This is a genomic window from Exiguobacterium sp. TNDT2 (assembly GCF_003331145.1).
Classification (GTDB): domain Bacteria; phylum Bacillota; class Bacilli; order Exiguobacteriales; family Exiguobacteriaceae; genus Exiguobacterium.
The window spans coordinates 41,249-67,670 of the sequence record NZ_QLVE01000011.1; the positions used below are offsets into that span (position 1 = coordinate 41,249).

General features: G+C 54.2%; 25 protein-coding genes and 1 riboswitch. Of the genes, 6 read left to right on the forward strand and 19 right to left on the reverse strand.

Features of this window, described 5'->3' with window-relative positions; translation table 11 throughout:
- Positions 1-4 precede the first annotated feature (4 nt).
- Positions 5-853: a transporter substrate-binding domain-containing protein gene (locus tag DPV68_RS07735; RefSeq protein WP_114166192.1), complete on the reverse strand. Its 849-nt coding sequence runs from the start codon at positions 851-853 to the stop codon at positions 5-7.
- A gap of 504 nt (positions 854-1,357) precedes the next feature.
- Here DPV68_RS07735 and DPV68_RS07740 point away from each other — a divergent pair.
- Entirely contained in the window at positions 1,358-1,897 is a 540-nt protein-coding gene (locus DPV68_RS07740) for a GNAT family N-acetyltransferase (RefSeq protein ID WP_114166193.1), read from the forward strand.
- 156 nt (positions 1,898-2,053) lie between these two features.
- Here DPV68_RS07740 and DPV68_RS07745 read toward each other — a convergent pair whose 3' ends face one another.
- The 3 genes from DPV68_RS07745 to DPV68_RS07755 are packed head-to-tail and all read right to left on the reverse strand — an operon-like array spanning position 2,054 to position 3,863.
- Positions 2,054-2,503 (reverse strand): GNAT family N-acetyltransferase, encoded by a 450-nt coding sequence (locus tag DPV68_RS07745; RefSeq protein WP_114166194.1) that lies wholly within the window; start codon positions 2,501-2,503, stop codon positions 2,054-2,056.
- 17 nt (positions 2,504-2,520) lie between these two features.
- Positions 2,521-3,237, reverse strand: a complete 717-nt coding sequence (locus DPV68_RS07750; RefSeq protein ID WP_114166195.1) for an MBL fold metallo-hydrolase — start codon at positions 3,235-3,237, stop codon at positions 2,521-2,523.
- Positions 3,238-3,251: 14 nt separating this feature from the next.
- Positions 3,252-3,863 (reverse strand): NUDIX hydrolase, encoded by a 612-nt coding sequence (locus tag DPV68_RS07755; protein WP_114166196.1) that lies wholly within the window; start codon positions 3,861-3,863, stop codon positions 3,252-3,254.
- A gap of 166 nt (positions 3,864-4,029) precedes the next feature.
- On the opposite strand from DPV68_RS07755, the gene DPV68_RS07760 reads away from it, so the two are divergent.
- Positions 4,030-4,536, forward strand: a complete 507-nt coding sequence (locus DPV68_RS07760; protein ID WP_114166197.1) for a DinB family protein — start codon at positions 4,030-4,032, stop codon at positions 4,534-4,536.
- Between the two features lie 65 nt (positions 4,537-4,601).
- On the opposite strand, the gene parC is transcribed toward DPV68_RS07760, so the two are convergent.
- From parC to DPV68_RS07775, 3 genes are all read right to left on the reverse strand, one after another.
- Entirely contained in the window at positions 4,602-7,007 is a 2,406-nt protein-coding gene (parC, locus tag DPV68_RS07765) for a DNA topoisomerase IV subunit A (protein ID WP_114166198.1), read from the reverse strand.
- Between the two features lie 2 nt (positions 7,008-7,009).
- Entirely contained in the window at positions 7,010-8,977 is a 1,968-nt protein-coding gene (parE, locus tag DPV68_RS07770) for a DNA topoisomerase IV subunit B (protein WP_114166310.1), read from the reverse strand.
- Between the two features lie 129 nt (positions 8,978-9,106).
- On the reverse strand, positions 9,107-9,511 hold the full coding sequence (locus tag DPV68_RS07775) for a CoA-binding protein (protein WP_114166199.1): 405 nt from the start codon (positions 9,509-9,511) through the stop codon (positions 9,107-9,109).
- Between the two features lie 390 nt (positions 9,512-9,901).
- Between DPV68_RS07775 and DPV68_RS07780 the strand changes: the two genes are divergently transcribed.
- Together DPV68_RS07780 and DPV68_RS07785 are read left to right on the forward strand one after the other, a co-directional pair.
- On the forward strand, positions 9,902-10,957 hold the full coding sequence (locus tag DPV68_RS07780; protein WP_114166200.1) for a GGDEF domain-containing protein: 1,056 nt from the start codon (positions 9,902-9,904) through the stop codon (positions 10,955-10,957).
- Between the two features lie 7 nt (positions 10,958-10,964).
- Positions 10,965-11,984, forward strand: a complete 1,020-nt coding sequence (locus DPV68_RS07785; protein ID WP_232819567.1) for a tyrosine-type recombinase/integrase — start codon at positions 10,965-10,967, stop codon at positions 11,982-11,984.
- A 62-nt stretch (positions 11,985-12,046) separates the two neighbouring features.
- Here DPV68_RS07785 and DPV68_RS07790 read toward each other — a convergent pair whose 3' ends face one another.
- From DPV68_RS07790 to DPV68_RS07800, 3 genes are all read right to left on the reverse strand, one after another.
- Positions 12,047-13,186, reverse strand: coding sequence for a hypothetical protein (locus DPV68_RS07790; protein ID WP_114166201.1), 1,140 nt, complete (start codon positions 13,184-13,186; stop codon positions 12,047-12,049).
- Complete coding sequence (locus DPV68_RS07795; protein WP_114166202.1) at positions 13,183-14,394, reverse strand: hypothetical protein; 1,212 nt, start codon at positions 14,392-14,394, stop codon at positions 13,183-13,185. Before DPV68_RS07795 ends, DPV68_RS07790 begins: the two co-directional genes overlap by 4 nt.
- 69 nt (positions 14,395-14,463) lie before the next feature.
- A complete protein-coding gene (locus DPV68_RS07800) occupies positions 14,464-15,636 on the reverse strand; it encodes a MalY/PatB family protein (protein ID WP_114166203.1) in 1,173 nt (390 codons plus the stop codon).
- A 116-nt stretch (positions 15,637-15,752) separates the two neighbouring features.
- On the opposite strand from DPV68_RS07800, the gene DPV68_RS07805 reads away from it, so the two are divergent.
- Positions 15,753-16,409: a M48 family metallopeptidase gene (locus tag DPV68_RS07805; RefSeq protein WP_114166204.1), complete on the forward strand. Its 657-nt coding sequence runs from the start codon at positions 15,753-15,755 to the stop codon at positions 16,407-16,409.
- Positions 16,410-16,446: 37 nt separating this feature from the next.
- On the opposite strand, the gene DPV68_RS07810 is transcribed toward DPV68_RS07805, so the two are convergent.
- From DPV68_RS07810 to DPV68_RS07825, 4 genes are all read right to left on the reverse strand, one after another.
- A complete protein-coding gene (locus DPV68_RS07810) occupies positions 16,447-17,352 on the reverse strand; it encodes a methyl-accepting chemotaxis protein (RefSeq protein WP_114166205.1) in 906 nt (301 codons plus the stop codon).
- A gap of 455 nt (positions 17,353-17,807) precedes the next feature.
- On the reverse strand, positions 17,808-19,016 hold the full coding sequence (locus DPV68_RS07815) for a hypothetical protein (protein WP_114166206.1): 1,209 nt from the start codon (positions 19,014-19,016) through the stop codon (positions 17,808-17,810).
- Positions 19,017-19,067: 51 nt separating this feature from the next.
- A complete protein-coding gene (locus DPV68_RS07820; RefSeq protein ID WP_114166207.1) occupies positions 19,068-20,369 on the reverse strand; it encodes a hypothetical protein in 1,302 nt (433 codons plus the stop codon).
- 106 nt (positions 20,370-20,475) lie between these two features.
- Positions 20,476-20,859: a DUF302 domain-containing protein gene (locus tag DPV68_RS07825; RefSeq protein WP_114166208.1), complete on the reverse strand. Its 384-nt coding sequence runs from the start codon at positions 20,857-20,859 to the stop codon at positions 20,476-20,478.
- A gap of 171 nt (positions 20,860-21,030) precedes the next feature.
- Here DPV68_RS07825 and DPV68_RS07830 point away from each other — a divergent pair, with 171 nt between their 5' ends.
- Positions 21,031-21,426 carry a Spx/MgsR family RNA polymerase-binding regulatory protein gene (locus DPV68_RS07830; RefSeq protein ID WP_021067479.1) on the forward strand — a complete coding sequence of 132 codons (396 nt, stop codon included), beginning with the start codon at positions 21,031-21,033 and terminating at the stop codon, positions 21,424-21,426.
- A gap of 29 nt (positions 21,427-21,455) precedes the next feature.
- Here the strand turns inward: DPV68_RS07830 and DPV68_RS07835 are convergent, their stop codons facing one another.
- The 5 genes from DPV68_RS07835 to DPV68_RS07855 form a co-directional block, all read right to left on the reverse strand.
- Complete coding sequence (locus DPV68_RS07835) at positions 21,456-22,118, reverse strand: methionine ABC transporter permease (protein ID WP_114166209.1); 663 nt, start codon at positions 22,116-22,118, stop codon at positions 21,456-21,458.
- The gene (locus tag DPV68_RS07840; RefSeq protein WP_114166210.1) at positions 22,090-23,124 is read right to left on the reverse strand and encodes a methionine ABC transporter ATP-binding protein; all 1,035 of its coding nucleotides are present in this window, start codon (positions 23,122-23,124) and stop codon (positions 22,090-22,092) included. Before DPV68_RS07840 ends, DPV68_RS07835 begins: the two co-directional genes overlap by 29 nt.
- 9 nt (positions 23,125-23,133) lie before the next feature.
- On the reverse strand, positions 23,134-23,955 hold the full coding sequence (locus tag DPV68_RS07845; protein WP_114166211.1) for a MetQ/NlpA family ABC transporter substrate-binding protein: 822 nt from the start codon (positions 23,953-23,955) through the stop codon (positions 23,134-23,136).
- A gap of 73 nt (positions 23,956-24,028) precedes the next feature.
- Positions 24,029-24,133, reverse strand: a riboswitch (SAM riboswitch).
- Between the two features lie 40 nt (positions 24,134-24,173).
- The gene (locus tag DPV68_RS07850; RefSeq protein ID WP_114166212.1) at positions 24,174-25,190 is read right to left on the reverse strand and encodes an iron-containing alcohol dehydrogenase family protein; all 1,017 of its coding nucleotides are present in this window, start codon (positions 25,188-25,190) and stop codon (positions 24,174-24,176) included.
- Positions 25,187-26,362, reverse strand: a complete 1,176-nt coding sequence (locus DPV68_RS07855) for an aminotransferase class I/II-fold pyridoxal phosphate-dependent enzyme (protein WP_114166213.1) — start codon at positions 26,360-26,362, stop codon at positions 25,187-25,189. The genes DPV68_RS07850 and DPV68_RS07855 overlap by 4 nt, the downstream gene beginning before the upstream one ends.
- Between the last annotated feature and the right edge of the window lie 60 nt (positions 26,363-26,422).

Consider the following 26,422-nt stretch of genomic DNA (forward strand, 5'->3'; position numbering starts at 1 on the left):
GCGCTTAGTCCAATTCGACGATGGTCGCGTCAACGTCCGGTTCGACCGAGACATCGGCACCGTTATAGAACGTTTCCGACAACTCTTTCACCGTGCCGTCTTCGAGCATCTCCGCCAGGACGCGGTCGATGTTCTCTTGAAGCTCTGCGTTCTCCTTGTCCATCAAGAACGCAACTTCCTGAGGGTTATAGGCGATATCCGGGTGAATCGTGATATCAAACTCCGGGAAGAAGGCGAGGGCGAGCGTCTGGAGATAGTAGTCGTTCAAGATAACGTCGGTCCGTCCCGTCGAGACGTCGCGAAGATACTGGTCGTTCGTCGCGTTGTCATAGATGACTTCCTCGGCCCCGTATTGACGTGCCACGTCCATGAAGACGGTCGTCGCTTCTCCAGCGGCTTTCTTACCTTTCAAATCCTCGAGTGACTTGATGCCAGATAAGTCGCTCTTGCGAACGATGGCCGTCCCGTACGTATACTTGTACGGTGTCGAAAAAGTGAACTTCTCTTTCCGGTCGTCTGTGACCGAGATATCATTCGCCACGATGTCGACTTGTCCGTTTTGGACGCTCGTCAACATGTTGTCGAACGCCATCTCTTTGAATTGGACCTCGAGGTCGAGACGTTTCCCGACCTCTTTCATGAGCTCGACGTCAAACCCAGTCAATGTATCGCTATCTTCTTCCCGGAACGAGGCCGGATAGAGCGTACCGGCCGTACCGACTGTGAGCGTACCTTCTTCTTTGATCTCATCCCAGCGCGAAGTTTCGGCCTGATCGGTGCTAGAATCACCACACGCCGCGAGCGGGACAGCCAATAATAGGGATGCTGCCAAACCTTTTGTCATACGTTTCATTCAAGTTCCTCCTTAAGTTATCATCTGTCTAAAAATAGCATGACATCCGCTTACAGGCAACTCCTAAGAGCGGAAAAACAGTCTTAATGTTATATTTGAAACATTAATCCATTAAGCGCTAACATGTTGATGAATGAAGGATTCAATCGAATGACACAGTTTATTAATTATGATGAAACAGATAAATGGATGTCGGTTGAACAATACGGTTTAAGCGAAAATATCATCTTGTTGATCAGCCTGCTCCGACGCATGTGAACTTTAATAATTCATGTATGATAGATAGTGAAGGCTTATTCGTAACATATCGAAATGAGGAAAAAAGGGCACACATGGAAAAATGGGAAAGATGGACCGTCAATCCAGAGATGCCGGATAAACTATATCTGCAGGCGCTAATTGATGATAAAGACGGATTACACTCGTGTTTACGGATGCCCGTGAAAAAATGATATGTAGTTATTGGATGGAGCGGTCATTACATATGAAAGGGAGAATGGTGCAATGAATCGCGCAAACATCTCGATCAAAGCGTTTGATGAGTATTCCGTCAGCGTCGTAAATGAAGCTAATAACCCGTTTCCAGTCATCGGGGAAATCATCCCGAGCTTTTCTGACGGGGTTTGGACGTATGAGGAACAGTTATATGAGAAAGCCCGTGTGACAAGCTTTCCAGACGATTTGCTGGACTGTTATGAATACATCAACAGTGAGGACAAACAAGTATTCTTGGCGTTCGACGAGACGACATGTATCGGACAGAATCGTATGGTGAAAGACTGGAACCGTTTTGCGTATATCGAGAACATCGCGGTCCGTGCCAGTTACCGACAGAGCGGACTCGGACATTTGCTGATGGAAGCTGCGGAGACGTGGGCAAACGAGCAATCGTTGCTCGGATTGTCACTTGAGGCCCAGAATGATAACGTGATGGCGTGTCGATTTTATGCGAAAGAAGGGTTCGCACTCGGCGGTGTCGATACGCTCAAACAGACCGGCAATCCGAACATCGACATGACGTTGTATTGGTACAAGATTTTCTGATTTTCTCGAGAGGAGAGACGTCACATCTGACATCGATTTTCTTCGTTTTTTCTTTTAGTTAACATAACATATATTATCAGTAAAAATAAAACTCCGTCTCAATTCTTTAGTATACTTAAAGTAGTGAGACGGAATGTGAAATTTGACGAAAGGGATTCAAGTTCGCGTAAAACGGATCAATGTGACGCCCGGTTCGGGTTCAAACTCGGCACTCGGTTCGAACCCGAGCTTCGTGTACAGTTTCTTGGCCGGTCCATTGTGTTTGCCGGTGTGCACATAGACGAGTTTGTCCTCGTGTAAGCTGAGCACGTGTTCGAGCAACGTCGTCGCGAGCCTCGCCCTGAAATATGTCGGATCGATACATAATTTCGTGACCTCGACCGTGTTCTCAGCCGCTTCGGCCGTGATGAATCCAATCAACCGCTCGTCGTTATATAAGCCATAGCTCGTCCCAGGCAGATTTTGAATCACTTCGACCGTCTCATAACGCGCTGGGATCTCATCGAAACCGATTAGCTCGGCCTCGACCGCATAAGCGTTTCGTTGAATCTCGAGCATTTGCTCGGCCAGTTGATAATCTGTCGTCTGAATCTCGCGTAATTCCACCTGTGAGCACCCCCGGATTATCGTAAAAATAGACGTGCCTGCTTGCGTTTGGCCCGCTTCAGTGCCAAATAGAGCCGATGTGTCCCGGCGACTGGTTGCCCATGACCGACGAACGTACGTTGCGGTGCGAGATCGATCAACTTCTCCGCATGCTCTAACGCTGCACGCTTATCCCATGTCGCGATACCCGGCAGCGGGAACAACGGACGAACGTCCCCTGCCACGGCGACTCCCCCACGCGTCTGAAATGCATCTCCCGCAAACAAAATCCGCTCCTTTTCATCGAAAAAAGCAATCGAACCAGGGGTATGACCCGCTGCCGGATAGACCCGTAAGCCGAACAGCCGCTCACCTGGGTCAAGCAATTTATCCGGCAAAGAGTGGATTTTCGGGAGAGAACCCTTCAGTTTGAGAGCCCGCTCGTCCGGGTCAGTCGTCCGGTCCCCTTCAAGGAGACGGGCGTCGCGCCTCGAGACGTACAGCTCGGCATGAGGATGGGCTTTCAAAATCGTATCGACACCGCCGACATGATCCCCATGGGCATGCGTCAACAAGATAGCGAGAAGCGGGCGTTCGAACGTCTCGATATACGCTAAAATCGCTTCCGCGTTCTGCGCGAGCCCTGTATCAATCAAGACAAGCCCGAGCTCACGTTCAATCAGTTGGACGTTGATGGGTAAGATGGGTGCGAAAAACGTCAGTTGATGGACGTGATCAAAACGTGTGACTTTCATGGAATCCCCTCCCCTTAATCGAATAACGTGGTCCAATCTTCTTGCCAACGGGCCTCAAAACACATATAGAGCTGCTCTCGAGTGTTCCGCGCAAGTGACAAAGGTGGTAAGGCGTCTCGTGTAAAGAACGCAACCTCGCTCGTCTCATGACTAATTTGCGCCTCTCCACCAATCAACTCGCATTCGATAAACAGTTTATAGTAATGCTGCGACAACGGCGGATGGTCGTGATGATGCATGTCGAACAAGGCAAGCAGCCGAATCGGTGCGACGTCGAAACCGGCCTCTTCCTCGATCTCTTTGATGATGTTCTCTGCCGGGGACAGTCCGATCTCACAAAAGCCGCCCGGAAGCGTCCAAAGTCTGTCTGACCTTTCCTTGACGAGTAACACTGCGTCATCCTTGAAGACGACGCCTCGGACATCGAGCTTCGGTGTCGGATAACCATCGACGTGGGTCAATTCGGTGATTTCATGCAAAGCAAGATTAGATTGTTGCTCGAACATCTCGGTTGCGATTCGTTGGAGTTCGAGGTAACGTTCTCGATCGAACTCGTCTTTCGTAAACGTCAAGCCAGCCTGTGACAGCGCCTGTAGCCGCTTGGCCCAATCGAGCCACTGTGACATACGTATCCCCCCATGATTTGTCCTCCTGTCCCATTCGCCAAAAGGGATCGTTGTTCCTTTTAGAAATACCCGCTCCTAAGAGAAACTAATGTGACATGGAGTTGAAAAAATCAGCTGATGCCCCCGTGTTATACTGGATAGAGAATAAAATCAAGGGAGGTTGGACATGCCGATTTCACTGTTATCCCAGTTCAAAGCAGACTTGGACGGCTACACCGAGCGGCAGCTCCGTTATCAGGCAGCAGCAGACGTCTGGTCAATCGGGCAGATGTACGACCATATCATCGTGGTGGCCGAGGAATATGCGGACGAGATTGAACGGTGTCTCGCTTCCACTGAAGAACAACCGCTCGGGAAGACCGAGTTCGATGAACGATTGTTCCGGATGGGCGGTTTCCCACCGGTCAAAATCCGCTTACCTGATGAGATGAACCAACCTCCGAACGATACGGACAAGCGCGAGATGCTCGAACGACGAATCGACGAGTTATCTGCACGCTTGAACCGCCTTGAACCGCTCGCCCGCGCGGCGAACCTTGACGTCAAAGCCCGGCATGGCGGTTTCGGTTGGCTGAACGCCCAGGAATGGTACGACCTCATCGGGATGCATAGCCGTCATCATTTGCGCCAACAGGCCGATTTGGAGCGCTATCTGATAGAGGCCGAGCTTTGAATCCATAAGAAAAACCCTGTATCAAAGACAATCGTCTCTGGTACAGGGTTTTCTTTAGTTCGATCTCAATCGAGATACACGTCCTCAATCTCACCGAACGTCTCTTCATCAAACACGAATGAGCCGTTGGCGTAGCGGTCCAAGAGCGTCAATTGCTTCGTCTTGACCGTCTTCGCTTTCTCTTTCCCGATGATGTGGAGCGTTTCATCGTCATGCACCGGGAGCACACGACGAATCTGGTGCGGTTTCGATTTGACTTCGCGGATGAGCATCGTCCCGCGCAAGTTGCGGTTCGTGCAGTCGAACTGGTCCTCGAGCTTCATCTTCTTGACCGCTCCACGTTGCGTCACGAGGACGAACAGCGGCGGTGTGAAGAAGGCAAAGGCATCGGCGACCACATCGCCATCTTTCAAGTTCATCGCTTTGACGCCGGCGGCACGTTGGCCGACGACCGGAACATCGTCTTCTTTGAACCAGAGGCCATAGCCGCGCTCAGAGACGAGGAACAGTTGTCCTGGACCGTCACTGATGCCAGCGAAGACGACCTCATCGTCACCTTTTAACTTGAGCGCCATGAGCGCCTTCGACTTGCGTTGGGCGTCATAGTCACGGAGCGGCGTCCGTTTGACCATGCCTTCACGCGTGACGAACAGGCAGTGCGCGTCAGTGTCGAACGTCGAGACGACATCGGCCGAGACGACTTGTTCGCCTTCGATTGGCACGAGATTGGCCACATGCTGTCCGGCGTCTTTCCATTTCGACTCTGGAATCTGATGGACCGGGATGAGCAAGTAGCTGCCTTTGTTCGTCCAGACGAGCAAGTGGTCTGTCGTCATCGCCTGGGTGACGAGTACGGGACGGTCTTTCGCCTTCATGTCCGGCATCTCGTCGCTCGAGGCGCCATATGAGCGCATCGATGAACGTTTGACGTACCCGTCGCGGCTGACGAACACCATCGTCTCCTCGACGGCGATCATGACCTCTGTCTTCAGTTTCAACTCTTCGACCTCGGACTCGATGACCGAGCGCCGTGCGTCACCGAACTCGTCACGGAGTGCGGTCAACTCTTTCGAGATGAGCTTCCGTTTCGTCGCGTCGACGTTCAAGATATTGGCGAGGCGAGTGATCTCCTTCTGGAGCGCCTTCGCCTCTTTTTGGAGCTCGACGATATCCGTGTTCGTCAACCGATAGAGTTGGAGCATGACGACCGCTTCGGCTTGACGGTCCGAAAACGAGAACCGCTCCATGAGCTTCTGTTTCGCCTCGGACTTGTCTTTAGCCGAACGGATGAGTTCGAGCGTCTCATCAAGGACCGAGATGGCCTGTTCGAGCGCGTCGACGATCTCGGCGCGTTTCTTCGCCTGATCGAGCTCGAACGTCGTACGACGGGTGACGACCTCTTCGACGTGTTTCAAGTATGCATCGATGATCGACAAGAGTCCCATCTGTTTCGGTGTCCGGTTGACGATGGCGACCATGTTGTAGTTGTAGGCGAGCTGCAGGTCGGTATGCTTCAAGAAGAAATGGAGCACACCTTCCGCGTCGGCTTCTTTCTTCAACTCGATGACGACGCGGACGCCGGTCCGGTCGGTCTCATCACGGACTTCGGCGACGCCTTCGACTTTGCGGTCGAGACGGAGCTCTTCCATCTTCTTGACGAGGTTCGCCTTGTTCACCTCATACGGGAGTTCGGTGATCGTGATCTGTTCACGGCCGCCCTTGAGCGGCTCGATGACCGATTTGGCACGGATGATGACCTTGCCTTTGCCGGTCTCGAATGCCTTCAAGATGCCGTCTTTGCCCATGACGATCCCGCCAGACGGGAAGTCAGGTCCTTGCATGTAACGGAAGGCGTCATTCGTCGTCTCGACCTCACCTTTCAAGCGGGCGATGGCGAGGTTGAGCACCTCGGTCAAGTTGTGCGGCGGGATCTCGGTCGCATAACCGGCAGAGATCCCCGTCGTCCCGTTCATGAGCAGGTTCGGGAGGAGTGACGGCAAGACGAGCGGCTCTTCGGTCGAATCGTCGAAGTTCGGCGTATAGTCGACCGTGTTCTTCGAGATCGACGTCAGCATGACGCCGGCGATCTTCGACAGACGGGCCTCGGTATACCGCATCGCGGCAGCCGAGTCGCCGTCCATCGAGCCGTTGTTCCCGTGCATGTCGATGAGCGGGTAACGCAACTTCCAGTCCTGCGATAGGCGTACCATCGCCTCATAGACGGAACTGTCACCGTGCGGGTGATAGTTACCGATGACGTTTCCGACCGTCTTGGCCGATTTGCGGTACGGTTTCTCGTTCGTGTTGCCTTCATGGTGCATCGCATACAGGATGCGGCGCTGAACGGGTTTGAGCCCGTCGCGCGCGTCCGGGAGGGCCCGGTCCTGGATGATATATTTCGAGTAACGCCCGAAGCGGTCACCGACGACCTGTTCGAGCGACAAGTTTAAAATGTGTTGAATCGTCGACATCGTTACATCACTTCCTCAATCGCTTTAGTCACGTGTTCATTGGCGATGATCGAATCATCTTCCTGGAGACCGAAGGCGACGTTCTCCTCAATCCACTCCCGGCGATGGGCGACATTGTCTCCCATGAGCACCGAGACGCGCTTGTCGGCGACGGCGGCGTCGTCGACCGTGACACGGATGAGCGTCCGTGTGTCGGGGTTCATCGTCGTCTCCCATAGCTGGTCGGCGTTCATCTCACCGAGACCTTTGTAGCGCTGGAGGATATAGCCCTTCTTGTACACTTTGACGAGCTTCTCGAGCGCCTCTTCGTCCCAGGCGTACTCGAACTGTTCCGACTTACCTTTCCCTTTCGAGATGCGATAGAGCGGCGGCAAGGCGACGAACACTTTGCCGGCCTCGACGAGCGGACGCATATAGCGGAAGAAGAACGTCAACAGGAGCACTTGGATGTGGGCCCCGTCCGTATCAGCATCGGTCATGATGATGATTTTGTCGAAATTGCAGTCCTCAAGGTCGAAGTCGTGGCCGACCCCGGCCCCGATCGCGTGGATAATCGTGTTGATCTCCTCATTCTTCATGATGTCCTGGAGTTTCGACTTCTCCGAGTTGATGACTTTCCCACGCAGCGGCAGGATGGCCTGGAACGTCCGGTCGCGGCCCTGTTTGGCCGAACCGCCGGCCGAGTCACCCTCGACGAGGAACAGTTCGTTCTTGGCGGCGTTCTTCGACGTCGCCGGCGTCAGTTTCCCGTTCAAGATGCTCGAACGTTTCTTCTTCTTTCCGTTGCGCGCCTCTTCCCGGGCTTTCCGGGCGGCTTCGCGGGCCTGGGCGGCACGGATCGCTTTCTTGATGAGCATCGTCGCCATCTGCGGATTCTCCTCGAGGAAGATCGTCAGTTGTTTGGCCATGACACCATCGGCGCTCGTGCGGGCCTCCGGCGAGCCGAGTTTCGACTTCGTCTGTCCCTCGAACTGGAGGAACTCTTCCGGAATCCGTACCGAGACGATGAGCGTCAAGCCTTCGCGGACGTCACCGCCGTCGAGGTTCTTGTCTTTTTCCTTCAACAATCCGTTCTTACGGGCGTACTCGTTCACGATGCGGGTCATCGCCGTCTTGGCGCCGACCTCGTGCGTACCGCCGTCACGTGTCCGGACGTTGTTGACGAACGAGAGGACGTTCTCGGAATAGGCGTCCGTGAACTGGAAGGCGAGCTCGAGCTCGATGTCGTTCTCCGTCCCTTCGAAGTAGACGATCGGATGAAGCGTCGCCTTGTCGTCGTTCAAATATTGGACGAACTCGGCAATCCCTTCCTCGTAATGGAACGTCTCTTCTTTTCCAGAGCGCTCGTCCGTCAGCGTGATCGTCAATCCTTTTAATAGGAAGGCCGATTCACGGAGCCGTTCAGCGAGCGTGTCGTAGTTATATGTCGTCGTCGAGAAGATCGAGGCGTCCGGTTTGAAGGTGACGCTCGTCCCCGTCTGACGCGTCTTTCCAGTCTCGAGGAGCGTCGTCTGCGGGATCCCGCCGTCGGCAAACGTCTGCTCGAACACTTTGCCGTCACGATAAATCGTGACAAGAACCTTGCTCGAGAGTGCGTTTACGACCGAGGCGCCGACCCCGTGGAGTCCACCCGACGTCTTATAGCCGCCTTGGCCGAACTTACCGCCGGCGTGGAGCACCGTGAAGATGACCTCTGGCGTCGGCTTCCCGGAAGCATGCATCCCCGTCGGCATGCCGCGCCCGTGGTCACGTACCGTGATGGCGTCATCTTTATGGATCGTCACGTCGATTTGGCCACCGAATCCGGCGAGCGCCTCATCGATCGCGTTATCGACGATCTCATAGACGAGATGGTGCAAACCGCGATGGTCGGTCGAACCGATGTACATCCCCGGACGTTTCCGGACGGCGGTCAGTCCTTCGAGCACCTGGATGGCGTCTTCATTGTAGTTAAATAAGTCTGTTGACATCTTCGTCACCTCAATTTCGAACACACGTTCGTTTTTCTATCCTATTGTATAGCTGTTTTTGGATTCTGGCAAGCCTCCCTCCGCGAGCAGGGCCCGTGAAAAAAAGGAGACCTACCAAGGAGGTAGGTCTTAACCGAGAAGGCGGGCGTGCTCGACATAGATGCATCGATTTTCGATGTAGTCGAGTCCGGCATCGCGAGCGATCCGCTCGGCGTCCGGGCTGGTGAGCCCGAGCTGGTTGAAGACGAGACCGACATCCCCATGTCGGGCGGCATCTTCGGCCACGCCGGCCAAATACTCATTGCGTCGGAAGACGTCGACGATATCGACGCGTCCCGGGATGCTCTCGACCGTCGGATAGGCTTTGCGTCCGTTCCACGTCTCGAGCGTCGGATTGACAGGGATGACCGTGTAACCTTGCAAGATCAAATAGTCTGCGATTTGGTTCGCGGTCTTGTTCGGGTTCGCCGACACGCCGACGACAGCGATAGTCTTCGCTTCGGTAAGCCATTGTTTCAAACGTTGATCGTCCATCCTGAAAATCCCCCTTTTGTTTACGTTCTCAGTGTACCTTTACCTGAATCACCGTTTCAAGCTTTATTTTCTTATATCATACAACTGTAACTCTTTCAAATTTTTAAAACAAATCAATTGGTTAACTATAACTAATTATGTAAACCGGTTTATATGACGTTATTCAACCATTCGGCAGGTCGATATGTGTCTCGCGTGAAGATGACGCTTGAACGAACGTTGCGTGAAATATCTATTTCACGCAATTATATGCACTATTTAAAGGCGTTTGTGCGTGTCGGTTTTAATCGATTGTTGAGGCGTTTGTGCGTGTCGGTTTTAATCGATTGTTGGATAGGCATGGGCAAATGAGGATGGGTTCGGTATACTGAAAAAAAAGGAGGTGTTCGCGTGGGAACAGCCTATGAGGAACGTCGCGGTACACTATATAATTACCGCATCACTTTTTATGGGAACGTGTTCGCTTGGCTCATCCATGTCGTGTTCTTGATCACGTTTTGGCGACTTGACGTAACCGTCCTTGCCTGGTCGAACGTACTCAGCGTTCTTTATTACACGTTGTCTTTTTATTTTGTACATAAACGATATTATCGGACGTTCTTCATCGGTCTCTTCGTCGAGGTCGTCTATAACGCCATCATCTCGACCATCGTCCTCGGCTGGGGCGCGAACGTCCACTATTTCATCCTCATGGTCGCCTATGGCGTGTTCTTCATGCCGAACGTCAGCCGGGCCATTCGCATCGCCTCGACGATGCTCGCCATGGGAATCTACGGCTATTTATATGTGACCGTGACGGACGGGACGTCGCCGCTCAGTCCGACCCTGGAGCAAGTCATTGGGGTGACGTGCTTACTCGCGACGATCGCCTTGGTCGCCGGACTCTCCCTCATCTTTGAAGGGGCTGTCGTCGAGGTGACGTCCGAGCTCGAACGGTCGAACGAACGGCTGCATACCCTCGCCTCCCGTGACGGGCTGACCGGGCTCTATAATCGAACGACCGGATATCGTTTGGTCGAGGAGGCCATCCGCGAAGCTGTCGTATCGGGACGCCCATATACCATCGCTCTCGCTGACATCGACCATTTCAAGTCGTTTAATGAACAACACGGCCATGATTGCGGCGACCTCGTGCTCAAACAAGTCGCCTCCGCGCTCGCGCGAACAGACAGCATCGCCGTCCGTTGGGGTGGGGAAGAATTTCTCTTGTTCTTGGCGGGTCAAAGCGAGGACGAGGCAGCGGAAACAATCGACCGGTTGCGACAACAAATCAAATCACTCGAGACGATTTACGAGGGACGTCGGCTCAGTGTGACGTTGACATTCGGTGTCACGACGTGGCATGGGTTCAAAGATGTCGATACGCTCGTCAAAGAAGCGGACGACCGTCTCCGGGCCGGAAAACAAGCCGGTAAAGATTGTATCGTCACGTCAATCCATCAGTAAGCAAGGAGTGATTTATTTGAGTATATTCCGTCAGCTCGGCCAGTCGCCGACGAAAGTCGACGCGCGACGTTTCAATTTGAGCGGCTATGAGCGCATGCCCGGCTTCATCCAACGGTTCCTGAACCACATGGCCGCCAAACACTATTCGGAACAGACCGCGCAGCGCTATCTCTACGACTTCTTGGATTTCTTCCGCTGGGTCGAGGCCGCGAGCGCCTCTGAGGTCGACCCGTCGACGATTGAAATCGAGTCGTTCGTCGAGTTCGACCACGCTGGGGCCGAGGCGTATGCGACATACCTCGCCCTTGAACTCGACAACGCCCCGAGCGTGATCAATCGTAAACTGTCGTCGATGCAGTCGCTCTTCAACCACTTGATCGAGACGGGCATCACGGCGCATAACCCGTTCCAGGCCGTAGAGCGGCCGAAACGCGCCAAACGAAATCCGATCTATTTGACGGAGCAGGAATGGCTCGACTTCTCGACGCTCGTCCGTAGCAATGTCGGCATGTCCGACCGCGAGGCGAGCTGGTACGAACGAAATCGGGACCGGGACTTCCTGATGATCCAACTGCTCGGGTTGACCGGGATGCGTGTCTCGGAACTGGTCGGCCTTGATTGGAACGACATCGACCGAGAGAACGGGACGATCCGTGTCATCGGGAAAGGGAACAAGGAACGCGTCATCCCGATCGCATCCCCGCTCGAGCCGCTCCTCGACGGTTATCGTGGTCAAGGCGCAGGTCCCTTGTTCCGCTCCGAGAAAGGAAAACGAATCTCGGTCCGGACGGTGCAACACGCGTTGAAAAGCCACATCGACCGCCTGAAACCATATTTGCCTTTTTTGACGTACAAACAAGTCACGCCGCATAAACTGCGCCACACGTTCGCCTCCCGCCTCGCCATGAGCGGAGTCGACGTCTTGACGATTCAACAGTTGCTCGGCCACGAATCTGTGGCCACGACACAAGTGTATGCCCATATCGGCGACGAGAAGAAAAAACAAGCGTTAACCGGTTTACGATAACTTATTATGTAAACCTATATAAAACACCCGAACCTAGTCATCAATAGGTTCGGGTGTTTTTGTCATAACTGTTTTGTCGAAAGGATGACGATCGTCTCATCGAGCACTGTGTAGTAGGCGTCCTCGAACGTTTGACGTTCGTTCGTCTCGAGGTTGAAGATGCTCACACCCTCACCCTCTCCACCAGCCGACTCGTGGATAAAGTAGTTCGAGGCGAGCACGCGCTCGAAAGGAGACGTATCGAGGAAACGGGATCCGGTCGTCGCATCAATCAATTCGGTGTGATCGGGCGACTCATCGACCTTGATGAAAATCGTTGAACTGACATCGTCATATGTGAAGTCGATCGGCTCATAGGCCCCCCAATCGACAACCGTTACCTTACTAAGAACCCCAGGTGCCGTCAACTCGTAAATCGTTTCCTCATTCGCGGCATCGATAAAAGCGGAGAATCGGAGCCGCTTATTTCGCTCTCCTAGGTATTGAACTGTGTCCCCTTCCCCGTGCAGACGAATCAAGTCCTCGAACGGAATCTCATTTTGACGGGACTTGATCGCCTCGACCGCCTCGTCGAGCGAACAAATCAGAATCGCCTCCGAATGGTCAATCGCATCGTCCGGGGAGACCCGACCGTCCTCGAGTGCCTCGTAATAGGCAAACTCGTCCAAGCGGGCGTTGCAGACGATATAAGGGACCCCGTCCAGCTCGGTCGTGAACAGATACAGCTCACGGAACTTATCGGCATGTCCGACGAGCCGCTCGTCACGGATTCGCTCTTGGAACGCCGTCTCCGCATCATACAACCATGCCTCATCAGTATCTCCGAAACTCGTCAAGAAGAGGAAGTAACAATCTGCGAGAACCCAATAGAGCGTGCTGTTGCCTCGCTTCTCGAAGGTCGTCATTACAATCTCTTGACCTGTGTGATACTCAAAAGCGATCAGTTCAGTCCGGACGACGCCGGTCCGGTCTGGAATCTCGTTCAAGAAATAGACCCGATCGCCACTGACGAACAGCTTCGAAATCCCGTAGTCTTCGTAGACACGCCGGCCCACCTGTGTGACGACCCCGACTGCTTCGTCATAGCGAAAAATAGAGAAATTCGTTTCGCCCGACTTTTCTCGGTAAAAGACGGACGTCTCGGTGACCGCGATCAAGTCCTCATGGCTGATAGACATCGCACGTGCATCAACGATTCTCATATGGCACCTCTCTCATAAGAAGATTCGACCGGCTCGACGGTGACGATGCCGGGAGGTCGTTTCGGGAATGAAATCCGCAGATGGGCAAATTCGATGACAGACTGGTGAGGATCCGCCTTTTCGATCCAGCGAATCCGTTGCTGGTTCGCCAGGGCGTGACCGATCCGTTCCTCGATTTGGAACTGGGAGATACCGCGATAGGCGACTTCTTGGATATACGTTGCCTCATCGACTTCAAATTGTTGCCAAATACCCATGACGAGCTGTCCGAGTGCCGAGACCCGTTGCTCCGGCAAGCGTACCGTCCGGAGCGTCTGCTCGACTTCCTTCAAACATTCGAGTGGGTCGTCGGCCACCGCGAACAGGCGCTTCGCCGAGTTGTTCATGACCCGATAGCGTCGCTTCCCGCTCTCGAGGCGGAGCACTTGCGCGTAAGGTTCGACCGGTACCCCGTGAAAGAACGTGTCCACCCCACCCCAAGAAAATCCGAAGGCCGGGTCGAATTTTTGAATCGTCTTCATGAAGGCGAGCATGAAATCCTCGACCTCGCGACGCTCGAGCCGTAACCATTCGGCGAGCGCGAGTGTGCCGCGGTCTTTCTGAATCCGGTGCACCGGGAAGAATAAGTCCCCCTCCGCCAGGCGATGCGGTTTGAGTTCGGTCCCATCGGCCCGGTAGTCCGTCGCCGGACGGCCGCTCCGGCCCGCATAGACAATCCATTCGTCTTCGGTGCTCTCGAACGCGTAGGCCTGGTGCGCCCATGGCGGCGTCACGTATAACGCCGGATACTCTTCATACGTCTCTAAGTGAAGGTAAGAGCGGTCGGTCCACAGTTGCGCGAGCAAACGGACGATTTCCCCGGTCTCCGAGTCTTTCGGTGCGATATAGTTTCCCGTGTTGCCGATATACGTCAAGACGTGGAAGTCATAGGCGTGATACAGGTGACGGACGATGCGCTCGAACACGGCGGCGATCATGCGTTCGAACAGCGGATGGTCCTCGTTCCGGTCGACCGAGGTCGCATCGACCGTACACATGAGCCAGCCCATGCGCACATATAACCGAATCCGGAGTGGATACGAGATCAACGGGGACGAAGACGCATGAATCTCCGTCAGACCGAGGTTGGCCATGTTCTCGACCTGTAACGTGAATCCGCTGCGCCTCAGTTGTTCCTCCATCTTCTTTTTCCAATTGATCGTCTCCATCGCATTCACTCGCTTTCCGTTGCCATGTCAGCTTTGTGGCTCATTGTGAAATTTTTCCCGTTTCTTGATTCATACAAACGCCTTTCCACTTGCGTGTTCCGTCAGGCGCTTGAGCGCTTCGTCGAGCACTGGTCGTGCCGTCCCGAAATTGAGCCGTTCGAACGTCGTCCCTGACACACCGAACGGGAGTCCTGGTGACAAGAACAGTCGGACTTCCTCATGCAGCCACTTCTTCCGCGCTTCCGGCTCGAGACCGAGCGCCGCGAAGTCGACCCAGAGGAGATAACTGGCCTCGGGCATGAACGTCTTCAATTGTGGTAGTTCTTCCTGGAGCCGCTTGACGAGGTACGTTGCCTGCTCCTCGAGTTCGGCCGTCAACTGGTCAAGCCAGCGCTCGGCCCGCGGGTCCGTATAAGCGGCGACAATGGCCGTGTTCGCGAACGGTGTCGGCAGGACGTGATGTTTGTTCTGGACTTGTATGATTCGTTTGCGCATCGCATCGTCCGGACAGATGATGTAAGAAGCAAACAGCCCAGCGATATTAAACGCCTTCGACGGCGCACTCACCGTGATGACCGAGTCATCGAGTCGATTGAGAGCGGTATGTCGCTGTGACGGATAGGTCAAGTCGGCATGAATCTCATCGGCGACGAGGATGACGTCATGGCGACGCGCCAGCTCGACGACCTGCGTCAGCTCGTCCTCGGTCCATACCCGTCCGACCGGATTGTGCGGCGAGCAGAGCAAGAACAGCTTCGCCTTGCGCATCTGTGTCTCGAGTGCATCAAAGTCCATCTCGTAGCGACCATCGACTTGACGAAGCGGGGCGTCGAGCAACTCCCGTTTCAACCCGGTGACCAGTTCATGAAATGGCGGATAGACGGGCGCCTGGATGACGACCCCATCCCCTTCCTCCGTCAACGCCTCGACGATATGCGTCAATCCCGGTACGACGCCGCTCGAGAACAAGACGTGATTGGCATCGACGTCGAGCCCGTGACGGCGGTCGTACCATGAACTCACGGCCGCTTGCGCCTCTCTAGAGAACAACGTGTATCCGAACTCCCCTGTCGCGGCCCGCGCCGTGAGCGCCTCCGAAATGGACGGAGCCGTGCGGATATCGATGTCCGCCACCCAAAGCGGCAAGACGTCATCTTTCAAATGGAACCAGCGGTCGAGCCCGTCCCATTTCACCGAATCCGTTCCGGTCCGGTCAAGCGATTGATGTAAGATTGATTTCATGTTCATCCCTCCTACTCCTACTGTAACAAAAAATGAACGGCCGAGTCCGCAAAACGATGGCGGATTCGGGGCACGTCGGCTATAATCGACCGAGATACTACAAGGAGGTGAATCTGATGGACGTGACCGTCATCCGCCATAAACGTCGGAAACGGGCGGCTTTCTTCGTGACACCGGACGGAATCGAGCTACGGATTCCAGCTAGGCTCCCGAACCGGGTCGTTGAGACGATTTTAACGGAGCATGCCGGCTGGATCGAAGATCGCCTCGCCGCATTGCCGAAGCGTGACATCTTACCAGCTGACAGGCTGCTTTTGCACGGGGAGACGTTCCCGCTCGTCAAACGTGATACCGAGACAAAGTTCCGTTTCGACGGCGAAAACTTTCACTGTCCCGCTGCATGGGACGAGTCATCGCTTCGGAAAGCGCACGAGGCTTGGCTCCGCGAGCGGGCTCTCGCCTACGTCACGAAGCGGGCGCCCCACTATGAACGTCAGCTCGGTGTGAAGGCGAGCCGAATCCGCATCGGCCACCAAAAGACGCGTTGGGGGTCGTGCAGCTCGACCGGGACAATCTCGATCAACGTCCGGCTCATGCTTGCTCCAAAAGAAGTAATGGATTACGTCATCGCCCACGAATGGGCCCATCTCGTACATTTCGACCATTCGAAAGCGTTCTGGTCGACATTGGCGTCGGTCTATCCGGACGTCGCGGGCGCGATGGTCTGGTTGAAACAGCATGGCCATACGCTGCAAATCAAAAAAACCAATTGAACGTGTCCCTTGTCAGGAGGCATGTCCGATTGGTTTTTTAGATGGCGGAGGTGAACCGCTCGGCTGTCCCGTTCAGCGATTCGGCCGACTGTTCGATATGCTCGAACCGCTCGAGTGTCTGTTCCATGATGCGCACACTCTCTTGAATGTCTGCACTGGAGCGGGATACGCCGTCGACGATCGAGACGAGTTCTTTGTTCATCCCGTCCGTGTTTGCGCGCACTTCGATGACGGCGCGTTCGACGAGACGTGACAAGTTCCGGACCTCGGTCGCGACGACGTTGAAGCCGAGACCGTGCTCACCTGCCCGTGCGGCCTCGATGGCGGCGTTGAGCGACAATAGGTTCGTCTGGGCGGCGATTTCTTTGATCGTACTGGCGATCTTCGTGATTTCGGCAGCCTGCTCTTGCAGGTTCGCGAGCATCTTCAAATTCTGATTCGAGTCCGCATCGAGCCGTTCGATCGTCTGCTTCAACTGTTGACTCTCGTCCATGCCGCGACGGGCCCTGTCATCAAGATTTTCTGCCATGACACGGAACGAGCGGGCGAATTCCTCAATCGTCTGTTGGCGACTCGTGATGTCGGAGGCGATTTTGACGACGCCGACGACTTCGTCCTGTTCATAGATCGGCATATACGTCGCCTCGAGCCAAATCGAATCGCCACGGGCGTCGATGCGCTCGATTTTGTCGGCCGAACTGAAGCCGTCGAACAGCTTATTCCAAAACGCTTGATAGTCCGGACTGCTGACGAAACTTGGCGTGCAGAACAAGTGATGGTGCATCCCGATCATTTCGTCACGCTTATATTTCATTGCCTTGGCGAAGAGGTCGTTCACATCGACGACACGTCGTTGGCGGTCGAATCGGATCATCGCCACGTTGGCCTCGAGGGCGCGGAGCACGTCAGGGGATGAGAGGCTAGCGGTCTTTATCAATTCCATTCCGATGATTCCTACCTTCTTTTCTCGATTTCCTTTTTAGTGATTTATTCCTGGAATGTAGCGGAATTCTAGTGTACCCTGTGCGAAATGTCCTGAATAGCGCCGGTTTTTGAAATCGAGTCAATATCTTGAATTTGAAGTGTTTTCCAGTTCTTTTCACAGCTGGTGGCACTAGAAAAAAACCCACGCTCTGCTCGGGCCCATAATCATTCGTATTCATCAAATATTTCTTGGAACAGTGCGACTTGTTCGGCCGTGAGTTCGCCCCGGCTGTCCTTCGGCTCGATGATGTTACGAATCCGCCCGCAGTCGCCATCGGCATCTAACCAGTGCGAGACGGATCCACGTCTTCCTCGCTACTGGCACAACCTCCAAGCAACAGTCCCGCGCAGATAATATATCCAGCTAATATGCGTTTCAACAGCGCATCCCTCTCTGATTCACGTCCAATCTGTTCATTCGAACGCTTGCGGGAACAGTTCTTGGAACGTCTCCGCCCCGACGCTCGACAGTTTAAACACGTTCCCGGTCTCCATGTCTTTCACGAAAACATCGATTTTTTTCGAGCGTTTGTGGTAGCTCAGTTCAAATTTTTGACCACGATTTCCTTTCATTAGCGTTAAGTACCTGTACTCTCCCACTTCTCCATTCTTGGTCGAAGACGTCCCGGTCTCAAGCGCCTCGATCAATTGTTCATAGCCTTGCCCCTCGATACTAACCGCATCCGGATGGTTAAACGAGACACCGGGATGGTACGGGTATTTATGGACGTAACCAATCGAGATCGCATCGGTATCGGTCGGCTTCATAATAAATGGATTCGGTTTGAACCGGATCGAGATCGTCTTCGTCATCTTTTGACCGTTTGACTCGTAAGTTAATTCGTATAACGGAAACGGTTCGAGCGGTTTAAGCGTATCGCCTTCAAGGAGCGTCCGAACATTTAAGTTGTCGACTCCGTCCCTTACTTCGTCATCGTTCAACGAATACTGTCCATAGTGAATCCCGTCACTCGACATTAACATGTATGGCTTCTTCGTCTTCATGCCATATCCTAGCGCCACATGAGTGTCATCCCTGACCACGTAAGGAGCAAAATTTAAATACGATGTGAAGACCCCGTCGTCCTCGATTCCAAACTCGATGGACCCATTGAATCCGCTCGAGATCGTATAAAGACTGTCCAAGAACGGACGAATGGTGAGGTCTTGCCCGTAAGGACGAATCGCGTCTTCGCTGGACAACTTTTCCTGAATGGCTTCTGTCCCGCTTACTACGCTAGGTAGCAATGGAATCTGGCGCGCGGTCTCATCTTTCAAAAACTCTGGTCTTGCTTCCAGCTTGACCGCTCGATATTCTTCGAGGGGTTCCGACTTACATATTACATAAACGGCATCACCTTCGACGAACGTCAACTCGTTGAAGGAGTATGTCTCAGTATCGGGCTCAGTGAACGGCATTCGGCTTGCAAACGTCACGCCAAGCAAAGACAGATGGTCTTCTTCGATGTCGTTGAGTAACTCGCCTTGTTCACAATAGTTCAAAACGTCCTTAGCCTTGATTGCCCGCACTTCAAGTTCAGGTGTGATGTGCTCTGCCTTCCAATGTGGCTCAACGATATCATATCGAACTATTTCTTGGTCACGCCCGCATCCTGTAGCCAAAATGATTAGTGATAGACCGATTCCTATTCCAAACTTCCTCATCAGTTCACCTCAATTCTTCGGTTTCTTCTTCAAATCAGGGAAGTAGGACAAGAACGTCTCGGCCCCTTCGCTCGTCAGTTTATATGTCTCTTCGGTTGATCGGTCGGTCACGTAGATATCCAGCTTCTTCGATCGCTGTTTATACGTCACCTCGAACTCTTGACCTTTGAGTCCGTCCACGATCGTGAGATAAGGATAGTCCCCTTGATCACCCATGCGCTTCGTTGGCTCAGCAGAGTCGATTGCCCGTATGAGATCATCCATCTCGTTGCCGGCCGCACGTAACACGGTCGGATACGTCAAGATCGATTCGTTGTTGAACAGTTTCTCGTGGAGGTAAATCAATGGACCGCTCACAGTCGGCATATACTGCTCGTCCGGTTTGTCCTTGAGCGCCTTTTGTTCAGAAGTCGTTAACAGCTCAAAGGCACGATATGTAAGGGTCGCAATCTCGGTCACAGCTTTCCCGTCACGGTTATAATTGAACTCATACAATGGATAGGATTTGTCGGGCAACAGTTCCGAACGAAGAGGCAGGCGTTTGACTGTCAACTCTTCATACGTCAGCTCTCCTATCAACGGGTCGACGATCTCATCTAACGGACTCATCGAGAAATAGAGGTCCGCGAGCATCATTAAAATATAGGGCTTCTTTTCTTCGGGATGATATCCGATTGCGACTTTGATTTCATCTATTTGAGCCATCATCGGGTCGAACATCAGCACTGGGAATGCGACCGGTCGATCTCCAATGGTCAATTCCATCTCGCCGTGGAAAGCCGGTAGGAACGTGACGATGGTATCAGGAAAAGGTTTGACAGCTTTACTCGGCTCCAACAATCCATCCGCATCGAGGAATGTTGCTTGAGTGGCTTCGTCGGCAGGTTCGATGAACGGGTTTCGTTGAATTCGCTTTCCTTTCTGTGTATCAACGAATTGGGGGAACGACCCGATGACCTCGGCTTGAAAGCGTTCAGAGAGCATATCGCGACAAATTGCATAATGCTCATCGCCTTTGATGTACGTCACCGATTTATATGCATTTTCATCTCCCGTATCGGTCATCTGATGGCGATTCGCGATGACCGTATCGTAAACCGTCAAGTCTCCCTTCAATTCAGTCGTTAATTCCCCGGTACAGGCCTGTAACGTCTCATCGACCGATTCGAGGGCTTCCGGTTGCTCTAAGGAATACTTGTTAACGGTCCAATGCGCATCGACATACGACAAGTTCACGACGTCTGGCTTTTCCCCACCGCAACTGGCCAATAAGCCCATGGATAATACGAGTGCACTGGCTAACTTTTTCAAATCATCCGCCCCTTAAAATCTATTTGTACCAATTTTACCATTATATGACTTTAAGGAGGAACAGGAAAAAACCCGTCCACTCTCATGGACGGGTTCGCTCATTCAATTATACGGCTTGATCAATCGCACGCGTCAGTCGCGTCTCGACGTCGTGGGCGATCGATTGAAGCAACTCATCCTCGATCAGTTCGATCAGTTTCGTCGGCTTCGGCATCCCGACATGGGTCGACCCATCTTTCGTGAAGACAGCGAGCTTACAAGGCAGGAAATAGCCGCCTTCCCGATGTGCCGTGATGACTTTCTTCGCTTCTTTCGGATTACATACTTCAAGGATGCGATAGTCCCCGTCGATCGCTTGGCCTTTCTCTTCGAGCGTCTCGCTCAAATCAAAGTCCCAGAGCACTCCGAACTCTTCTTCCTTGAGCGTCGCTTTCAGCTTCTCGACGACCGCTTCGACCGTCTGGTCCGTCTTGACCGTGTAATCAAACATGTAAATCCCTCCTCGGTTATGGTCTCTTTCGTCATGTACTCGAACTGACTGACGACAAATCGTCCGATGGCGATAAAAAGTATATGTGATTTGAAACATATTTCGCGTTCGAAACGTATGAATGAGAGAAAATAGAGAAGTCCAACCTTACGTAAAGGAGAAGTGGTTGCCGTGACGGTCACCGTATTTACACATACAAGCTGCAGTTCTTCCCGTAAGACGATCGATTGGTTACGCGAACAGAACATCCCGTTCATCGAGAAGAAATTGACCGACCAAGGGATGTCGTTCACCGAGTTCAAAGACATGCTTCGCCTCACGGAGAACGGGACGACGGACCTGTTGTCCGTCCAAAAGAGTGTGTACAAACAAGCGGCGGATCAACTTGACGAGATGTCGCTCCGTGAACTGTACAGCTTCGTGGCGTCGCACCCCCAGATCTTGAAGAGTCCCATCGTCGTCGACGACAATCGAATTCAAATCGGGTTCAGCGAGAAAGAGATTCGGACGTTCATCCCGCGCCATGACCGCATCGCCGAATTGAAACGATTGCTCGACAACAAGTAAGAGCCCTGCCGAAGCAGAGCTCTTTTTTGTTATGCCTTCTTAAGTCGGGCCGCCAAGCGGTTGCCGAACGATTGAATCGATTGTACGAGCAGGATCAAGACGAAGATGGTCACGTACATGACTTCCGGCTCAAATCGAAGATGCCCGTACTGATAGGCGATATCGCCTAGTCCACCGGCCCCGACGAGCCCGGCCATCGCGGTCGCCCCGATGAGCCCGATCGTCGCAATCGTCAGACCGAGCACGATTGAGGAGCGGGCCTCCCGGATCAACACGTACCAGATGATCTTGCGGGTCGAGATGCCCATCGCCTCGTACGCCTCGACGACCCCACGGTCGACCTCGAGCAGCGCCGACTCCATGAGCCGCGCGATATACGGTGCCGTGAACACGATGAGCGGCAACAGCACGCCTTGGACGCCGATCGTCGTCCCCATAATGAAGCGGGTGAACGGGAGGATGAAGAACAAGAGGATGATGAACGGGATGGAACGGACGACGTTGATGACGCTCGACAAGATGCCGTAGAAATAACGGTTGGCGAGTCGGCCGTTCGGTCGCGTCAAGACGAGGAGCGTCCCGAGCGGCAGTCCGATCATCGTCGAGATGACGAGCGCGATGCCGGTCATCGTGAGCGTCTGGATCGTCCCCGTCCAAATCAAATCACCCCAATTTTCCCAAAACTGAAGCATGGTTCGTCACCTCCTTCACTTTCACACCGCTCGCCTCTAAGAAGCGGACGGCTTGATCGGTCTGGGCCTTATCGCCGTCCAAATGGACGAGCAGATTGCCGACGAGACCGCCTTTTAGCTTTTTGATGCCGCCCCCGATGATGTTCGGCAGCAAGCCGAACCGTTTCGTCAACTGGGCGAGCACGGCCTGTTCACTTTGATGGCCGATGAACGACAAGTTGACGAGCATCCCGTGCGTGCTCAATTCTTCGACGACCTCTTTCGGCACGTCGAGGTTCGTCTTCAAGAACTTGCGTGTCGTGCCGTGCTGCGGGTCCGCGAACACGTCGAGCACGTTTCCTTCCTCGATGATTCGCCCTGCCTCGATGACGGCGACCCGGTCACAGATTCTTTCGATGACTTCCATCTCGTGCGTGATCAAAAAGATCGTCAGTCCGAGTTCACGATTGATGTCGAGCAAGAGGTCGAGGATCGACTCGGTCGTCTCCGGGTCGAGCGCGCTCGTCGCCTCGTCGCTGAGGAGGATATCCGGCTCGTGCGCTAGGGCCCGGGCGATGGCGACACGTTGCTTCTGTCCGCCCGATAGTTGTTCCGGGTAGTGTTTTCGATGCGCCGTCAATCCGACGATGTCAAGGTACTTATCCACTCGTTCACGGATCGTGCGCTTATCAAGTCCTTCGAGACGGAGCGGGATGGCGACGTTCTCTTCGACGGTCGCCGTCTTGAGCAAGTTGTAATGTTGGAAGATCATCCCGATCCGATGACGGAGTTTCGAGAGCCCTCGTTTATCGAGCTTCGTGATGTCCTGTCCCTCGATCTCGACCTGGCCCGACGTCGGGCGCTCAAGCAGATTGATCATGCGGATGAGCGTGCTCTTGCCGGCGCCACTGCGACCGATGATGCCGAAAATCTCACCTTTCTTAATCGTGAGCGAGACGTCGTCGAGTGCGGTCACAGTCCCTTTGTTCACCGTGAACGTCTTCGTGATTCCATTAAGTGCAATCATAGGCTCTCCTTAAAACGCCGGGACGATCGAGCCGTTGAACGTCTCTTCGATGAACGTCCGGACCTCGTCCGAGTGATAGTACGATTTGAGCGTCGCGACGACTTCGTCATCTTTATTTTCGGTGCGGACGACGACGTAGTTCGGATATGGGTTGTCGACCGTGTCCTCGTGGAACAAGGCATCCTCGTTGATCGACAGACCGGCACCCATCGCGAAGTTCGTGTTGATGGCCGCGAGGGCGACTTCCGGGAGCTGGGTCGGGAGCTGCGATGCCTCAAGTTCGATGAATTCAAGGTTGAGCGGGTTCTCGGCGATATCACGTTTCGTCGCCTTGTCCGTCAAGCCTTCCTTCAGCGTGATGAGACCCGCTGTCTCATAGAGACGAAGCGCCCGTAGTTCGTTCGCCGGGTCGTTCGGGACGGCGACCTTGTCGCCTTCTTTCAAGTCATCGATGTCGGTCAATTTCTCTGAGTAGAGACCCATCGGGAACGCGACGGTCTTGAACACGTCGTCGATCTTATAGCCTTTGTCTGATTTTTGCAGTTCAAGGAATGAGAGCGTCTGATAACTGTTCACGTCGAGGCTGCCCTCGGCGAGCGCCGTGTTCGGCGTATTATAGTCGTTGAACACTTTGATATCGAGTTCGAGCCCGTCTTCGGCAGCGAGTTCTTTCACTTTCTCGGCGATCTGTTGGTGCGGCCCGCCCGTAACGCCGATCGTGAGCGACTCCGTGCTGAGCGCCTCGCTCGCGTCTGATTGACCGCACGCCGAGAGTGCGATGGCGGCGAGTAGTGATGTTCCTACGAGTACTGTTTTCTGTTTGATGTTCATGTGTTTTTCCTCCTCCAAAATGAAAGCCCGCTACTCATGAAGAGTGGCGGGCACGACAAGACGAAGTCGGACACGCTCATCTCCCAGACGATTTCGTCTGTTGGAATTAGCACCATGATCATAATGATCTGGTTGCCGGGTTTCATAGGGCCAGTCCCTCCACCACTCTTGATAAGCAATCGGTCTATTTAATTGTTATCATCTTACTTTTAATTCTATTAATTGTAAAGAAGTAATTGTAAATTTTCAAAAATTATTTTCAGATTTTTTTTATTGAGCGGTGCTGGCAATTGTTGCAGCTCGGTCTCTATCATGACGGCGTCGACGAGAACCGGGATATGCTCAGGTCCGACCCCGAATGCCTTGAGCGTCGTCGGGGCACCGAACCGTTTCAACCAAGCCTCCAAATACGGGGCATCGGCCGAGCGGCGCAACCGCTCTTGGACGATCAGTCCGAAGCCGACCTTGTCACCATGCAAGAAAGAGTGGCTCGATTCGAAGCGGCTGAGCGCGTTATGGACCGCATGGCCCACGGCGACCCGGGTACCGGCGTCACCAAACCCTCCGACGGCGCCGCCGATGGCGATCACATGATCGACCGCGAAGCGGACTTCGTCACTATATGACTCAAAGGCCTCTTCACTCAAATCGAGTTCGACGAGACGACCACACTGCTCGGCCAAGGCAAGCCCGGTGTTGACGCCGGCGTCAATCGAGCTGTCCCCGCTCAAATAGCGCGCCTCGTAATACTTCGCGACCGTGTCGATGACACCGGCCCGGAAGTACTCATATGGGGAACGTCTGATGACGCGTGAGTCGACGATGACCCGCTCGATGACGACGCGTAACAAGTCGTAGCGGTCGTAGCTGCCGTCTTCCTGGTAGACAACGCTGAGCGGCGTGAACGCGGCACAGTTCGAGGCGAGCGTCGGGATGACGATGAGCGAGACGTTCCGTTGATAGGCAACGAGTTTGGCCGTGTCGACGAGCTTCCCGCCCCCGATGGCGATCAACACATCGGCGTCAAACGGTTTGAGCCGCTCGACTTCCGAGTCCGTGCACTCTCCGCTGAACTTTGTCGCCGGATAGTCCGCGATCGCCGGAAAGATGGCTCGGACGACATCATATCCGTTCTGACCGTGCAGGACATGGACCCGACGACCGTCAATCAAGTCGTCGAGACGGTCGAGCGCGTCATCGGAGTGGTCGTACTCGAGCACTGCTTGACGAATCATGCCCGCACCTCCTCATAGGCGGCAAACAACCGCTCGATTCGTTCGACAGCCTCGTCAATTTTCGGTTCCGGTGATACGAGACCGAAGCGGACGTGACCGTTCCCTTCCGAGCCGAAGAAATAGCCCGGGGTGACGGCGACACCGGCCTCGTGTAACAGTTTCCGCGAGAATGATTTGGCATCGCCCTCGGGCACTTTCGCCCAGACGAAGAACGAACCTTCCGGCGGTTCGACGGCCCAGCCGGCCCGGTTCAACCCGTCGATCAGGCGATCTCGCCGTGCCTTGTACAGTCGTGCCAAGTCATCGCGAATGGTACGGGGCGCCTCGAGCGCGGCGACGGCCGCCACTTGGATGGCCGAGAAGACACTGACGTGGACGTGGTCCTGATACGTGTTGATCGCCTCGATGATGTCTTTGTTCCCGACGGCGAAGGCGACGCGCCATCCGGACATGTTGAACGCCTTCGACATCGTGTACACCTCGATGCCGACGTCTTTCGCGCCTTCTGCCTGCAGGAAGCTCGGCGGGACATGGCCATCGAACCCGATGCTGCCGTATGCGAAGTCGTGGACGACCATCAAGTCCCGCTCCCGGGCGAACCGAACGGTGTCGTCAAAGAAGGCTGGTGTGGCGACGGCCCCAGTCGGATTGCTCGGATAGTTCAAATACATGAGCCGCGCGCCTTCCGTGTCGAGCGTCTCGTAGTCAGGAAGGAAACCGTTCTCCTCGCGTAAGACGAGGTCGTGGACGACGGCACCGGCGAGCCGGGCACCAGAGATATAGTCAGGATAGCCCGGGTTCGGCAGCAAAATCCCGTCGCCAGGTTCAAGCACGCATTGCGGCAAGGTGATGAGCCCGGACTTGGAGCCGATGAGAATCGCGACTTCCGTCTCGGCGTCGAGCTCAACCCCGTACTCGTTCAAATAGAATGTCGCCACCGCTTGTTTCAGACGGGCCTGACCGCGGAACGGACCGTATTGATGGGTCGAGACGTCTTGGAGCGCCGTCTGGAGCGCGTCGCAGATCGGTTCGGGCGTCGGCAGGTCGGGCGTCCCTTGTCCGAGTCGAATAATGTCACGACCGGAACGTTCGAGCTCGGCCACCTCGTTCGCGAGTCCGACAAAATGTTGGGGTGGTAAAGTCTTCAGTAAGTTTGAGCGTCTGTCTGTCATGAATAGTCCTCCTATGCAAAAAACACCCCTTTCCGCGGAAAGGGGTGTCGAGATACGGAC